Origin of the sequence: Diaphorobacter sp. HDW4A, from assembly GCF_011305995.1 — a bacterium.
Lineage (GTDB): Bacteria > Pseudomonadota > Gammaproteobacteria > Burkholderiales > Burkholderiaceae_C > Diaphorobacter_A.
Map to the genome: position 1 here is coordinate 3,829,783 of NZ_CP049910.1, position 13,790 is coordinate 3,843,572.

The 13,790-nt window shown below is 60.0% G+C and carries 12 protein-coding genes, 1 pseudogene and 1 riboswitch; of the genes and pseudogenes, 6 read left to right on the plus strand and 7 right to left on the minus strand.

The features are described from left to right. Positions 1-13: 13 nt before the first annotated feature. From G7047_RS17605 to G7047_RS17615, 3 genes are all read right to left on the minus strand, one after another. Positions 14-943, minus strand: a complete 930-nt coding sequence (locus G7047_RS17605) for a branched-chain amino acid ABC transporter permease (RefSeq protein WP_166308232.1) — start codon at positions 941-943, stop codon at positions 14-16. A gap of 308 nt (positions 944-1,251) precedes the next feature. Then, positions 1,252-2,553, minus strand: a complete 1,302-nt coding sequence (locus G7047_RS17610; protein ID WP_166308235.1) for a replication-associated recombination protein A — start codon at positions 2,551-2,553, stop codon at positions 1,252-1,254. Between the two features lie 57 nt (positions 2,554-2,610). Next, a complete protein-coding gene (locus G7047_RS17615) occupies positions 2,611-3,258 on the minus strand; it encodes a metalloregulator ArsR/SmtB family transcription factor (protein WP_166308239.1) in 648 nt (215 codons plus the stop codon). A 215-nt stretch (positions 3,259-3,473) separates the two neighbouring features. Here G7047_RS17615 and G7047_RS17620 point away from each other — a divergent pair. Continuing rightward, positions 3,474-4,370: pseudogene (locus G7047_RS17620) on the plus strand (MFS transporter); the annotation flags it as partial. A gap of 39 nt (positions 4,371-4,409) precedes the next feature. Here G7047_RS17620 and G7047_RS17625 read toward each other — a convergent pair. Next, on the minus strand, positions 4,410-5,357 hold the full coding sequence (locus G7047_RS17625) for an IS481 family transposase (RefSeq protein WP_166308243.1): 948 nt from the start codon (positions 5,355-5,357) through the stop codon (positions 4,410-4,412). 26 nt (positions 5,358-5,383) lie between these two features. Here G7047_RS17625 and G7047_RS17630 point away from each other — a divergent pair, with 26 nt between their 5' ends. After that, entirely contained in the window at positions 5,384-5,842 is a 459-nt protein-coding gene (locus tag G7047_RS17630; RefSeq protein ID WP_166308246.1) for an MFS transporter, read from the plus strand. Positions 5,843-5,867: 25 nt separating this feature from the next. Here the strand turns inward: G7047_RS17630 and lolA are convergent, their stop codons facing one another. Both lolA and G7047_RS17640 read right to left on the minus strand, forming a co-directional pair. Continuing rightward, positions 5,868-6,503, minus strand: a complete 636-nt coding sequence (lolA, locus tag G7047_RS17635; RefSeq protein ID WP_240939562.1) for an outer membrane lipoprotein chaperone LolA — start codon at positions 6,501-6,503, stop codon at positions 5,868-5,870. Positions 6,504-6,611: 108 nt separating this feature from the next. Continuing rightward, the gene (locus tag G7047_RS17640; RefSeq protein ID WP_166308252.1) at positions 6,612-8,948 is read right to left on the minus strand and encodes a DNA translocase FtsK; all 2,337 of its coding nucleotides are present in this window, start codon (positions 8,946-8,948) and stop codon (positions 6,612-6,614) included. A gap of 529 nt (positions 8,949-9,477) precedes the next feature. Here G7047_RS17640 and trxB point away from each other — a divergent pair. The 4 genes from trxB to G7047_RS17660 all read left to right on the plus strand — a co-directional run bounded on the left by trxB (position 9,478) and on the right by G7047_RS17660 (position 12,458). Beyond that, on the plus strand, positions 9,478-10,434 hold the full coding sequence (trxB, locus tag G7047_RS17645) for a thioredoxin-disulfide reductase (RefSeq protein ID WP_166308255.1): 957 nt from the start codon (positions 9,478-9,480) through the stop codon (positions 10,432-10,434). A gap of 438 nt (positions 10,435-10,872) precedes the next feature. Next, the gene (rpmB, locus tag G7047_RS17650; protein ID WP_066539714.1) at positions 10,873-11,106 is read left to right on the plus strand and encodes a 50S ribosomal protein L28; all 234 of its coding nucleotides are present in this window, start codon (positions 10,873-10,875) and stop codon (positions 11,104-11,106) included. A gap of 20 nt (positions 11,107-11,126) precedes the next feature. Continuing rightward, a complete protein-coding gene (rpmG, locus tag G7047_RS17655; protein ID WP_166067304.1) occupies positions 11,127-11,297 on the plus strand; it encodes a 50S ribosomal protein L33 in 171 nt (56 codons plus the stop codon). Between the two features lie 365 nt (positions 11,298-11,662). Further along, a riboswitch (FMN riboswitch) is annotated at positions 11,663-11,833 on the plus strand. Between the two features lie 103 nt (positions 11,834-11,936). Further along, positions 11,937-12,458, plus strand: a complete 522-nt coding sequence (locus tag G7047_RS17660; protein WP_166308260.1) for a 6,7-dimethyl-8-ribityllumazine synthase — start codon at positions 11,937-11,939, stop codon at positions 12,456-12,458. Between the two features lie 89 nt (positions 12,459-12,547). Here the strand turns inward: G7047_RS17660 and G7047_RS17665 are convergent, their stop codons facing one another. Next, positions 12,548-13,762, minus strand: a complete 1,215-nt coding sequence (locus G7047_RS17665; protein WP_166308263.1) for a fatty acid desaturase — start codon at positions 13,760-13,762, stop codon at positions 12,548-12,550. Positions 13,763-13,790: the final 28 nt, after the last annotated feature.

Sequence of the window (13,790 nt, forward strand, 5' to 3'; positions counted from 1 at the left end):
GTTCGTGCTCCCTTCAGGCGCGGTCCGCCACGCGCTCACCCAGCAGACCCGAAGGACGCAGCGTGAGCACGATGATCAGCACGATGAATGCGAAGATGTCAGCGTAATTGCTGCCCAGCAAACCGCCGGTCAGCTTGCCGAGATAACCCGAGCCGATGGCCTCGATCAGCCCCAGCAGCAGCCCCCCGACCACCGCACCGGCCAGATTGCCGATGCCGCCGAACACGGCTGCGGTGAAAGCCTTGAGACCCGGCAGAAAGCCCATCGCATGCTGGGCCGTGCCGTAGTTGGATGCGTACATGATGCCGGCGATGGCCGCCAAAATTGCGCCGATGATGAAGGTTGCCGAGATGACCATGTCGGGCTTCACACCCATGAGCGACGCCACCTTGGGATTCTCCGCCGTGGCACGCATCGCGCGGCCAAGCTTGGTGTAGTTCACCAAATAAACCATGGCCGCGAGCGCGATGACGGTAGTCACCAGAATCAGGATCTGCGTGGGCGTGATCACCGCTCCGCCAACGTGATACGGGTCATGCGACAGCAGCGTGGGATAGGGCTTGTAGTTAGGCTTCCAGAGGATCATCGCGATCGTCTGCAGCAGGATGGACATGCCGATGGCCGTGATCAATGGGGCCAGACGTGGACTGCTGCGCAGTCGCTTGTAGGCGACCTTTTCAATCGTGAAGTTCAACGCCGCCGCAACAATGCAGGCAATGATCGTCGCGATCAGGAGAATGACCCAGCCGGGAGCGCCGGGCATGGCCTCCTGCATCATCCCGATGCAGCTCCAACTGGTGAGCGCTCCGATCATGAGCACTTCGCCGTGCGCAAAATTGATCAACTGAATAATGCCGTACACCATCGTATAGCCAAGAGCTATGAGAGCGTACATGCTGCCGAGTACCAGACCATTGATGATCTGCTGCAGCAAAATGTCCATAAAGAAAATCCTTCGCGTTTGATGGGCGCGGACCGCACCTGCCAAATACCGACGCAACCATTGCAGAGAGCCCTAAACGCTCCTAGCAAAAAACCCGCCAGCCTTTTTGCCTGTGCGGGTCCATGTGAGTGAATCGATACCAGCGAAATGCAACCGGCCCTGACGTTTCTGTCGGAATCTTGTCCCGACGCCTGCGCCACGTTAGCCAATGGATTTCATTATTAAGACAAGCTTATGTGTCCCCACCTAGGGAACACGCGAATTGCGCAACACTCGGCACCAAAATGGAACACATTTGAACTCGTGTTCTATTTTTTTTGCTGCGTCGCAGCATTCAGGGACTGCAACTCGTCAAGCTTCTGACCGATCTTGATTTCGAGCCCGCGTGGCACTGGGCGATAGAAGCCCGGCGGCTCCATTCCGTCGGGCAGATAATTCTCGCCTGCGGCGAACCCACCTTCCTCGTCGTGCGCATAACGGTAGTTCTTGCCGTAGTCGAGCTCCTTCATGAGCTTGGTCGGCGCATTGCGCAAATGCATGGGCACGGGCCTGGTGCCGTCCTGCTTCACGAAGGCGCGCGCCGCGTTGTAGGCCTTGTAGACGGCGTTCGACTTGGGTGCAATGGCCAGATAAACAACACACTCGGCCAGCGCCAACTCGCCCTCGGGCGAACCGAGGCGTTCATACACTTCCGTTGCATCCAGCGCCAGACGCAGCGCGCGTGGATCGGCAAGCCCAATGTCCTCGCTCGCCATGCGCACCAGCCGCCGTGCCATATAGCGCGGATCCGCACCACCATCGAGCATGCGAACGAGCCAATAGAGAGCGGCATCGGGATCCGAGCCGCGCACGGATTTGTGCAATGCGCTGATGGTGTCGTAGAACTGCTCGCCACCTTTGTCATAGCGGCGCATGCGCTCGCCCAGCACCTTGAGCAGCCATTCGTCGGTGATCGACTCCACCCCCGCCTGCTTGGCCGTGACCGAAAGCGTCTCCAGCGTATTGAGCAGGCGACGCGCATCTCCATCGGCGTAGGAAATCAGTCGATCTTGCGCGGTGGCCTCGATCTCGGGGATCGCACCCAGCCCCTGCGCCTTGGCAACGATCTGTTTGAGATCGTCTTCCGACAGCGACTGCAACACGTACACCGCAGCCCGCGACAGCAACGCGGAGTTCACTTCGAATGACGGGTTCTCGGTGGTCGCGCCAACAAAGGTGAACAGCCCGCTTTCCACATGCGGCAAAAATGCGTCCTGCTGGCTCTTGTTGAAACGATGCACCTCGTCGACGAACACGATGGTGCGCTGCTGCATCAGCCCGTCGCGCGCGGACTGCGCCTGCTCGACGGCCTCGCGAATGTCCTTGACGCCACCCAGCACGGCACTCATCGAGATGAACTGCGCATCGAACGCCTGCGCCATCAGCCGCGCAATCGTGGTCTTGCCCACACCTGGCGGCCCCCAGAGGATGCAGCTGTGCGGTTGCCCCGACTCGAACGCGAGCCTGAGCGGCATGCCTGGCCCGAGCACATGCTGCTGACCGATCACCTCACCCAGTGTGTGCGGGCGCAGACGTTCGGCGAGAGGTTGGTGTGCGGTGGGTGCGGGCATTGCGGGAAACTGCGGTCAGAAAAACAGCCTTGATCGTACTGGCAAAGCGGCCCGGGGCTAGGCCGTGATCGGAATCACGCGATAGACGCAGCGATTCCCCCCCTCCAACAGATACTCGCCCCGAACCACGCTGGCATGCTTTCCAGCGATTTCCTGAAACAGCACCTGTTCGGAGCGGCAAAACCCCCGGCATGTATCAGCCGCGGCGCAGATGGGACAGTGGTCTTCGATGAAGACGAGCTCGTCGGCGTTGTTCTCCAGCCGGGCCATGTACCCCTCCTGCGAGCGGATGCTGGCAAGTTGCTCGAAACGCGCCGCCAACGTCTTGCCGGTACAGGCCGCACGATAACGATCGAGCGATTCAGCCTCCCGGACGGCAATAAGCCTCTCGAGCCCATCCTCACCGAACACGGCCCTGACCGAATCAATGAGCTGTACTGTGAGCTGCGCATGGGCATCCGGGAACTGGCGCTGCCCTGCCGGCGTCAAGCGCCATACCTGTCGCGGCCTGCCCGCGCCCACTGCTCGCTGCGACTCGCCCGTGATGAGCCCTTGATCCAGCAGCCGGTTGATCTGCTGGCGCCCAGCCTCTCCGGTCATTTGGAGATGGCGGGCAAGGGCGCTGGTGCCCACGGGCGCCAAGTGCTTGATCGCCTGAAGCATACGCTCTGAAGCGCTCAGATCCGATGCAGGAATGAATGGCATATTTTTATCCAAGTAATAGCTTGTTTAATATAGTCAATCTTTGAAAATTACAAGAAACTACTTGCATTATTCCATGTCGTGAGGACTCCATGAAAAGCACCACATCCGCCAATGCAGACAACCCGCTATTGACCTCCCCCGCCACTGCCGGCTGGAGCGAGCTGTTCATCGGCCGCAACGGGCTGACGGCGCTAGCGCTGACAGGTGCGGTCGCCATGCATGCGATCAATGTACATATCGTGACCACCGTACTGCCCTCAGTGGTACAGGAGATCGGCGGCCTCGAATGGTACGCATGGAACACCACCCTGTTTGTGGTCGCGTCCATCATCGGCGCGGCACTCTCCGTGCATGCTTTGGCCAAGGCAGGGGCTCGCACCGCCATGGCATTTTCACTGCTCCTTTTCGCGATGGGCACGCTGCTTTGCGCCAGCGCGACCAGCATGCCCACGATGTTGCTGGGTCGCACAGTGCAAGGACTGGGTGGCGGCGCACTCGCAGCGCTCAGCTACACCTTGATCCGACTGGTCTTCAGCCCGCATTTGTGGCCGCGCGCGATAGCGCTCGTTTCAGGCATGTGGGGCATTGCAACCCTGAGTGGGCCTGCGGTGGGCGGGCTGTTCGCACAGTCCGGGCACTGGCGCTGGGCCTTCTGGTTCCTGCTGCCGTTGATTGGAGCGCAAACGGTCTTGATCTGGGTACAACTTCGCCCGGATCGCATCCACCAACCAGCAGGAACAGAAGCGTCCACAGGTGGTGTTCCCCTGAAGCAAATCATCCTGCTCGCGATGTCAGTAGTTTTGGTGGCTGCGGCCAGTGTCATGCCCACGAGCCTCTGGCAAATGACCTGTGTCGCTGCGGGCCTTGCGACAGGAGCGGCCGTAGTCATGACCGAGCGCGTGGAAGCGACACGACTGCTGCCGCGCGGTGCCACATCGCTTGGCTCTCCGCTCGGCAAACTCTATGCCGTGATCACGCTGCTGCTCATGGGCACCATGGTGGAGATCTACGTGCCCTACTTCCTGCAGCACCTGCATGGCATGACACCGCTTGTGGCCGGATACACCACCGCACTCATGGCGGGCGGCTGGTCCATTGCATCCATTGGGCTTTCAGGGACAAGTGCAAGCCGCTCCCGAGTGCTGATGTGGCTAGGTGTGAACCGTCAAGAGGTTATTTGCAGATCTGAGCCTGGACATCGGGGCAACATTACCGATGCCGCTGTGCGGCCTGTGCCAGTTGTAGTGGTACTGCCAGCTCGCCAGGGCATTGGTTCGTTGGGCTGAGTTCTGGTACGTCCAGCCATAAGCCCATTCGCGTAGCGCTGACTGGATGAACCGCTCCGCCTTGCCATTGGTCTGTGGCCGGTACGGCTTGGTGAACTTGTGCTGCACGCCCAAGACCTTGCAGGCAGCAGCAAACTCCTTGGACCGGAATGCAGCGCCGTTGTCGGTCAGCAAGCGTCTGATGCGCACGCCCAGCCCCACGTAGTACGCCACCGCGTTGTGCAGGAACGCGACGGCTTCGAGCTTCTTCTCGTCGGGATGCATGGCGGTGAAGGCGATGCGCGCATGGTCGTCGATGGCCACGAACAACGTCTCCCAGCCTGCACCATCGACCGAGTCGCGCCGGGTGCCAGTCACTCGATGACTGGGTCTGACGATACGCCCGAGCTTCTTGGTGTCAATGTGCAGCATGTCCCCAGGCGCCTCGTGCTCGTAGCGCATCACCGGTTCAGCAGGCTGCAGGTCGCTGAGGCGAGACAGACCAGCACGGGCCAGCACACGGCTGACGGTGGAGGCAGAGACGCCTGCATAGCTGGCAATGCGCGATTGCAGCATCCGACGGCGACGCAACTCGACGATGAGCAGTGCCTTGGACTGGTCAATGGCTCGGGGCGAGTGCGCTGGCCTGGAGGAGGCGTCGGCCAGGGCGGCTTCGCCGCCGCTCAGATACCGACCCAACCACTTCCTGGCTGTCTGCGCTGTGACACCTTGGGCATGAGCAGCCTGGATGGCATCCAGGCCAAGAATGGTCATCTGTTTAACCATCTCAAGTCGGCGAGCGAAGGTAAGTCGGGCATGCTTATGGGTGTTCATCCGGTTGGGTGTCCTGAGTAGGTTGGGTGTTTGGCGACTTCCAGTCTCTCAAATCCAACCCGGATGAACACCGGATACAACCTATTGAAGCTTCACAGCTAGGCCCCCTGCTTTGCTCAGCAGGGTTGGCGCTGCTGGCCTTTGCCATGCCATTGAAGTCCACCATTGCGATGCCAATCATTGTGGTCGCTTTGGCATGCGTTGGTCTCGGAGTCGGGGCTGCATGGCCACATTTGCTCAATGCGGTGCTGCACCGCGCACCGCCCGACGAAGCGAACGCGGCCTCTGCCGCAATCAGTACCGTGCAGCTCTACGGCATGGCTGTCGGTGCTGCACTGACAGGGCTGTTAGCCAATGCGCTCGGCGTATCGGCCACCACCGAAACGCTGGTGATCAGCCATGCCGCATTCTGGTTGTTTGCAGCGTTTGCAGTGTTCCCGATACTGGCCCTGAGCATCATCCGCAAACTCCTTGCAGACCATTGAGCGAGCGCCAATCCACATGGCCTGTCTATTGCTTCACCACGTCCGCATTGGCAGGCGGCTTGAACTGGAAGGTCGCGGGCGAGAGCTGTGCATTCACCTGCATGTTGGTGAAGGTGAGCACCGAGCGCTGGCCGAAGCTGTCGACGATGTCGAGCGTGGCCAGCGTGTCACCTGCAAAGCCAACGCGCACAGACTTGATCTGGCCGTCCTTGACTTTGGGCTCAGCCAACACCCATTGCAGGCCACCCTGCTCTGGCGCGGACGACAGCTTGAAATCCGCCTTGAGCGCCGACAGATCGGGCGCACTGGCCAGCAACGCGGCCGGCGTGCTGCCCAGCGCCTGCGACTGCGCGCGCTGGGTGACCTGATTGAGATCCACGTCATAGAGCCACAGCGTCTTGCCGTCCGCGACGATGGTCTGCTCGAACGGCCGCTTGTAGTCGAATCGGAAATTGCCGGGGCGCTGGAATTCGAAGCTGCCGCTTGAGGTCTTCACCTTGGGCGCCTGCCCGTCCTTGCCCGGCGAGGTGACGGTCTGCGAAAAGTCGGCGCGGCCAGTCTTCGCGCCCTTCATGAAGCCTTCGAGGCTCTGCAAGCCGTCGGCGCTGGCGACCTGTGCGCAGGCGGCCAGAAAAAATGTCATGATCAAACGCTTGGTCATCATCGATTGAAACTCCTAAAGGCGCGCGGCACGTGATTCGGGTGAATCGCGTGATTGCCATTGGAGTCTTGCGTCCTTCGGAGGTTCAATCACCCGATCATGATGCGTTCATTCGCCGCCGCGCGCGGGCACCAGCACTTCGCGCTGGCCGCTCGCGGTGAGCGCGCTGACCAGACCGGCCTTTTCCATGTCTTCGAGCAAGCGCGCCGAGCGGTTGTAGCCGATGCGAAGCTTACGCTGAACATAAGAAATACTTGCCTTGCGGTCTTTCAACACGATCTCGACCGCTTGGTCGTACATCGCATCTTTCTCGCCGCCGCCTTCGCCCGCCTCGCCAAATCCGCTGTCCTCACCATCGGTCGTGCCGCCTTCGAGCACGCCCTCGATGTAGTCCGCTTCGCCCTGCGCCTTGAGGTAGTTCACGACGCGGTGCACTTCCTCGTCCGACACGAACGCGCCGTGCACGCGGATCGGCAGGCCCGTGCCGCTAGCCATGTAGAGCATATCGCCCATGCCCAGCAGCGCTTCGGCACCCATCTGATCCAGAATGGTGCGACTGTCGATCTTGGAGCCTACCGAGAACGCGATCCGCGTCGGGATGTTGGCCTTGATCAGGCCGGTGATCACGTCAACGCTCGGGCGCTGCGTGGCCAGAATCAGGTGGATGCCAGCGGCACGCGCCTTCTGCGCCAGACGCGCGATCAGCTCTTCGATCTTCTTGCCGACCACCATCATCAGGTCGGCCAGCTCGTCAATGATCACCACGATGTGCGGCAGGCGCTGCAGCGGCTCGGGCTCCTCGGGCGTGAGGCTGAACGGATTCGGAATGAACTCCTCACGCGCCTTGGCTTCATCGATCTTGGTGTTGTAGCCCGCCAGATTGCGCACGCCCAACTTGCTCATGAGCTTGTAGCGGCGCTCCATCTCGGCGACGCACCAGTTCAGTCCATTGGCCGCCTGGCGCATGTCGGTCACCACCGGGCACAGCAGATGCGGAATGCCTTCGTAGACCGACATTTCCAGCATCTTGGGGTCGATCATCATCAGGCGCACATCGCGCGCCTCGGCCTTGTAGAGCAGCGACAGAATCATCGCGTTGATACCCACCGACTTGCCGGAACCGGTGGTACCGGCGACCAGCACGTGCGGCATCTTGGCGAGATCGGCCACCACCGGGTTGCCGATGATGTCCTTGCCGAGACCCATAGTCAGCATGCTCTTGGCGTCGTGATAGACCTGCGAGCCCAGAATTTCGGAAAGCTTGATCGACTGGCGCTTGGCGTTCGGCAGCTCCAGCGCCATGTAGTTCTTGCCGGGAATTGTCTCGATCACGCGGATCGACACCAACGACAGCGAACGCGCCAGATCCTTGGCCAGATTCACCACCTGCGAGCCCTTCACACCGGTGGCGGGCTCAATTTCGTAACGGGTAATCACCGGACCGGGAGCAGCAGCCACCACAGACACATCGACGCCGAAATCCTTGAGCTTTTTCTCGATCAGGCGGCTGGTCATCTCCAGCGTCTCAGGCGACACAGTTTCCTGACGCGCCTGCGCCGCATCCAGCAGATCGACCTGCGGCAGCTTGCTGTCGGGCAGCTCGGAGAACAGCGGCTTCTGGCGCTCCTTGACCACGCGCGTGCTCTGCTGCGGCTCGGTGAATACCGGTTCAATGATCTGCACCGGCTGCGGATGGAGTTCTTCGCTTTCGATGCGCTCCTCCATCACCACCTCGGCACGCTCGCGTGCGGCACGCTTGCCAGCGGCCTCGTCCTTGGCCTTCTCGCGCTTGGCGCGACCGCCCTGCACAAAGCCGTCAATGCGGCCGCCAATGCGCTCAGCCAGTTGACCCCATGAGAAACCGAACACCATGGCGGCGCCGAGCACCACCAGAATCACGCAGATCAGGCCCGAGCCCGCATCGCCAAGCCAGCTCAGCGCGAACTGACCCATCGCATAGCCCAGCATGCCACCCGCCTGACCCGGCAGGAAGGTGTCGTAACGATAGAGGCGGGTCCATTCCAGCGCGGTGCTGGAAAGCAACAGAATCAACAGTCCCATCCAGAACATCGAGCGACGCGCCCACGGACCGACCGCCGACGGCACTTGCTCGCCGCCGCGCATCCAGTAAGCAAGCGACGACAGCCAGGCCTTCACCGCTGCGGCAATGCACCACCAGACCGAAAAACCCAGCGCGTAATAGCTGCCGTCGGCAATCCAGGCTCCGAGACGACCGAGCCAGTTGTGCACCTGTAGACCATCCCCCGCGCCCGATGTGGACCAAGCCACATCCTGTGCGTTGTAGCTCAACAGCGCCAGCAGCCAGAAGACCAGGGCCAGCAAGCCCACGAGCAGACCGATTTCATGGCTGAAGCGCGCGGCCCATGAGCGCGGCGCGGACTTGCCACCAGCAGATGCATTCAAGGTATTGAGGGAATAGGTCATAAACAAACTGAGGGACTAGCTTACAGCATGGTCAGCACCAGTACGCACCCCGAGCGGGCGACAGCGACAGCAGAAAACGCCTGATTTCATTGTTGCCAAGCGATGCGCAATGGTACTGTTTTTTCATCCAGTTGATCCACCGGAATCAACCGATAGTCCAGCAACTCCACATTGTCGCAATTTACCAGCCATATCAAGCAGTTGCGAGCCCTTCTTAAATGTGACTGGATGTGCCAAAGGCTGCCGACCGTGCGGGCATGAAACGTATTAAAAGCGCCCTCAAAATTGATCTTGTCTATCTGGAAGATCAAAAACCTTGGCTCACTCTGTCTATGCCGCGTCCCTACAATGGGAACTACGGAAGCTGTCGTCCGCTCACAGGGGATCCATGGACCTCGCTGAGAGCACTCAACACAGCCCTCCATGCCGTCCGACGGGGTGAAAAACATCACCCCGCTTCACTTTTCACCGTGCCGACATCGTTCCGGAAGAAACCGTGCGATGGCGTCATGCAACCTGAGTGGCATCCATGTCGATAACAACACACGCAAAAGTCCTGATCCTCGGCTCCGGCCCCGCCGGCTACACGGCCGCCATCTACGCCGCGCGCGCCAACCTCAAACCCCTGCTGGTGACCGGCATGGCCCAGGGCGGCCAGCTCATGACCACCACCGAAGTGGACAACTGGCCCGCCGACGTCATGGGCGTGCAGGGCCCGGAGCTGATGCAGCGTTTTCTGGAGCACGCAGAGCGCTTCCAGACCAGCATCGTGTTCGACCACATCAACAAGGTCGACTTCAGCCAACGCCCCTTCACCCTCACCGGTGACAGCGGCACCTACACCTGCGACTCGCTGATCATTGCCACAGGCGCCTCGGCCAAGTACCTCGGCCTGCCCTCCGAAGAAGCCTTCATGGGCAAGGGCGTCTCGGCCTGCGCCACCTGCGACGGCTTCTTCTACCGAGAACAACCCGTCTGCGTGATCGGCGGCGGCAACACCGCCGTCGAAGAAGCGTTGTATCTGAGCAACATTGCCAGCAAAGTGACCTTGGTCCACCGCCGCGACAAGTTCAAGGCCGAACCCATCCTCGTCGACAAGCTGATGGACAAGGTCAAGGAAGGCAAGATCGAGCTCAAAACCCACTTCACCCTCGATGAAGTGCTCGGCGACAAGACAGGCGTGACTGGCATCCGCATCAAGAGCACCCAGACCGGCCAAACTGAAGACGTGACGCTGCAAGGCTGCTTCATCGCCATCGGCCACTCGCCCAACACGGAAATCTTCAAGGGCCATGTGGACATGGACGAAACCGGCTACCTGATCACCCAGGGCGGCCTGAAGGGCTTCGCCACCCAGACCAGCGTCCCCGGCGTGTTCGCCGCAGGCGACGTGCAAGACCACGTCTACCGCCAGGCCATCACCAGCGCCGGCACCGGCTGCATGGCCGCGCTGGACGCACAGCGATTCCTCGAACAGGAAGAGTGACCCCAAGCATCTCGCGACGCGAGATGCCCCGGCACGAGCGAAGCGAAGTGCCGAACACACCTCTTCAAAACTGATTTCCGGCGGTTGTTTGAGCGGAGTAACGAAGGAACGCAGCGAGTTCCGCTGGATGCCTTCCAAGCGCGTTTTTGATCACTTTTTGCGCGCAAGCAAAAAGTGATTGCCCCGCCGGGGGCAGTCCCGGCCTCTGAACCCAACACACCAACAGAATCTTGAAAAAGCCAAGGAAAATCAAACTCCCCAGTTCCAAGCTATAATCCTTGGCTTTGCTGAATACTGGATCGCTGTCACAGCGCCCCGAGGACGGCAATACGGGCTACCGCCACCCATCAACTGGCGAGGTGAGGTTGTCAGCACATCCTGCCAATTCAGGCAGTTCTCAGGTGCAGACGACCGTAAAAACTTATAGGTGTTGTCCTCATGGCACGCGTATGTGAAGTAACGGGCAAGAAGCCCATGGTGGGAAACAACGTTTCCCACGCCAACAACAAGACCAAGCGTCGTTTCCTCCCTAACCTGCAATACCGCCGCTTCTGGGTTGAAACCGAGAACCGCTGGGTGCGCCTGCGCGTTTCCAGCGCTGCTCTGCGCCTGATCGACAAGAACGGTATTGACTCCGTGCTCGCAGACATGCGCGCTCGTGGCCAGGCTTAATTTCCTCAAGGAGAACAAAAATGGCTTCTAAAGGCGGACGCGAAAAAATCAAGCTGGAATCCACTGCGGGTACCGGCCACTTCTACACCACTACCAAGAACAAGAAGACAATGCCTGAAAAGATGTTGATCTCGAAGTTCGACCCCAAGGCTCGCAAGCATGTCGAGTACAAGGAAATCAAGCTGAAGTAATTCATCTACTTCCGTTCGATTTGAAAACCGCCACAGCGAAAGCTCTGGCGGTTTTTTGTTTTGTTTGTTGATTGTTTGGATACGCCGCCTTCGGCGTCGATTGGTTATCCGTTTGGAGGCGCCAATAAACGCCTTCATGCGTTGTTGCGAAGTCTTGCCGTACAGGCTACTGTCTGCGACTTCGACGCCTAGCCTGAAGGCGTTTCTTGGCGTTGTGGGGGTTGATCATGGCGCGGCCTTCGCTGCGGTGGCCCGCTACACCAGGGGTATTGAATTCCGTTTTGTGGAACATTTGCTTGCTGTCACCTGTTTGCTAACGATGTCATTGGCTTGCTCCTAGAATCGCTCGTGACTCCTCATGGAGTACACGTTCTCAGGGCGGGGTGTGATTCCCCACCGGCGGTATCTGGTGCGTTTTTCATGGAACGACATCAGCAGCCCGCAAGCGCCGCGCTTCATGCAAATGGGATGCGGGTCAGCAGATCTGGTGAGATGCCAGAGCCGACGGTCATAGTCCGGATGAAAGAGAAACGTGAAGCAAGATGCTCTGCCGCAGCTCCCTCGTGGTGCCGCGCGTGGCATTGCGTTTCGCGCGCCCTGATTCATTTCAACGCTTTAACTTTTCAAGAAACAAAGCAAATGAATCAGACTGATATTCAACATCTGTCCAACGACGCCACACCACGCGTGCCGTCATCCACCCGCATCGCCATCATCAGCGCCAACTGGCACGATGACATCGTGCACCAGGCCCGCGACTCTGCGACCCGCCGTCTTATCGAACTCGGTGCGAATGTCGCCAATGTCCAGAACGTGGAATTGCCCGGTGCCTTCGAAATCCCGCTGATGGCCAAGAAGCTCGCCGAATCAGGCCAGTTCGATGCGGTGATCGCCTGCGCGCTCATCGTTAATGGCGGCATCTACCGCCACGAGTTCGTGACCACCGCCGTGATCGACGGCCTCATGCGCGTGCAGCTCGATACCGGCGTGCCGGTATTCTCAGTGGCGCTCACGCCGCTGAACTTCCATGATCACGACGATCATCACGAATACTTCTTCAACCACTTCCTGAAGAAGGGCGAAGAAGCCGCCAACGCATGCGCGCACACGCTCGCGCAGCATGCACAAGTCGCTCAGTTGCTGGCCCCGCAGGCCGCCTGAGACAAACACAGCGCGTCAAGCAATAAAAAACCTGCGAGCCTTGCGGTTCGCAGGTTTTTTGTATGCGGATGAATGCTTGGCTGAAAGACTCAACCGTGCGCCGCACGCAAGCGCTTGGAAAAGTCCTGCAGCGTCTTGATGCCACTGGCCTCCGCCCGCAGGCACCAGGCCTGAAGATCGGCGGTGAGCTGCTCGCGCGATTGCGAGGTGTTGAGCCACAGTTGACGCAGCTCCTCACGCATAGTGACCAGTTTGTCGAGCACGGGATGCTCGGCACGCGCCACGGCGAGCTTTTCCTGCCAGCGCGCGGGCACCTTGTCGCTGTCGCGGTGCAGCCAACGCTTGGCGGCACGCATGGCAGACTCATCGGCTTTTTTCGCCTTGATCGCATCGAGCTCTTCGCGGCAGGCCTTGCGTACGCCGCGCGCATAGCGTGCCATGACCTCGTAGCGGTTGGCGATCACCGCCTCGAGTGTCTTCTCGTCGGCCACGGGCTTGACCTCGCCGAGCAACATCTTCGGCGGCAGCTTCTTGACCTTGGCCCAACCGACCTTCTGCATCGCGCTGATGTAGAACCAGCCGATGTCGAACTCGTACTTTTTCACCGAGAATTTGGCCGAGGTGGGGTAGGTGTGGTGGTTGTTGTGCAGCTCCTCACCACCAATCACGATGCCCCAGGGCACGAGATTGGTCGACGCGTCCACCGCCTCGAAGTTGCGGTAGCCCCAGTAGTGCCCCACGCCGTTGACCACGCCAGCGGCCCAGAATGGAATCCACAGCATCTGCACGGCCCAGACCGTGAGGCCCAAACCACCGAACAGGATCACGTTGAGGATCAGCATCAGGCCCACGCCCTGCCAGCCGAAGCGCGAATAGACATTGCGCTCGACCCAGTCGTCGGGCGTGCCGTGGCCGAATTTTTTAAGCGTTTCCTCGTTCTTCGCCTCAGAGCGATACAGCTCCGCGCCGCGCCACATCACGGTATTCAGGCCTCGTGTCTGCGGACTATGCGGATCGTCCTCAGTTTCACACTTGGCGTGGTGCTTGCGGTGGATCGAAACCCACTCCTTGGTCTGCATGCCAGTGCCGACCCACAGCCAGAAGCGGAAGAAGTGCGACGGAATCGCACCCAGATCGAGCGAGCGATGCGCCTGCGAGCGGTGCAGAAAAATCGTCACCGCCGCAATCGTGATGTGCGTGGTGAGCAGCGTGTACAGCACGATCTGCCACCAGGCCAGATCCCACACGCCATGGGCTAACCATTCGATGACGGCGTGCAGTGGGGCCCAATCAGGCAACAGCATAGACAACCAACCTTCGCATCACAAAATT

Excerpts from the sequence above, each read along its gene's own strand:
- G7047_RS17605 (WP_166308232.1), bottom strand. The coding sequence starts at position 943 with ATGGACATTTTGCTGCAGCAGATCATCAATGGTCTGGTACTCGGCAGC.
- G7047_RS17610 (WP_166308235.1), bottom strand. The coding sequence starts at position 2,553 with ATGCCCGCACCCACCGCACACCAACCTCTCGCCGAACGTCTGCGCCCG.
- G7047_RS17615 (WP_166308239.1), bottom strand. The coding sequence starts at position 3,258 with ATGCCATTCATTCCTGCATCGGATCTGAGCGCTTCAGAGCGTATGCTT.
- G7047_RS17625 (WP_166308243.1), bottom strand. The coding sequence starts at position 5,357 with ATGAACACCCATAAGCATGCCCGACTTACCTTCGCTCGCCGACTTGAG.
- lolA (WP_240939562.1), bottom strand. The coding sequence starts at position 6,503 with ATGACCAAGCGTTTGATCATGACATTTTTTCTGGCCGCCTGCGCACAG.
- G7047_RS17640 (WP_166308252.1), bottom strand. The coding sequence starts at position 8,948 with ATGACCTATTCCCTCAATACCTTGAATGCATCTGCTGGTGGCAAGTCC.
- trxB (WP_166308255.1), top strand. The coding sequence starts at position 9,478 with ATGTCGATAACAACACACGCAAAAGTCCTGATCCTCGGCTCCGGCCCC.
- rpmB (WP_066539714.1), top strand. The coding sequence starts at position 10,873 with ATGGCACGCGTATGTGAAGTAACGGGCAAGAAGCCCATGGTGGGAAAC.
- rpmG (WP_166067304.1), top strand. The coding sequence starts at position 11,127 with ATGGCTTCTAAAGGCGGACGCGAAAAAATCAAGCTGGAATCCACTGCG.
- G7047_RS17660 (WP_166308260.1), top strand. The coding sequence starts at position 11,937 with ATGAATCAGACTGATATTCAACATCTGTCCAACGACGCCACACCACGC.
- G7047_RS17665 (WP_166308263.1), bottom strand. The coding sequence starts at position 13,762 with ATGCTGTTGCCTGATTGGGCCCCACTGCACGCCGTCATCGAATGGTTA.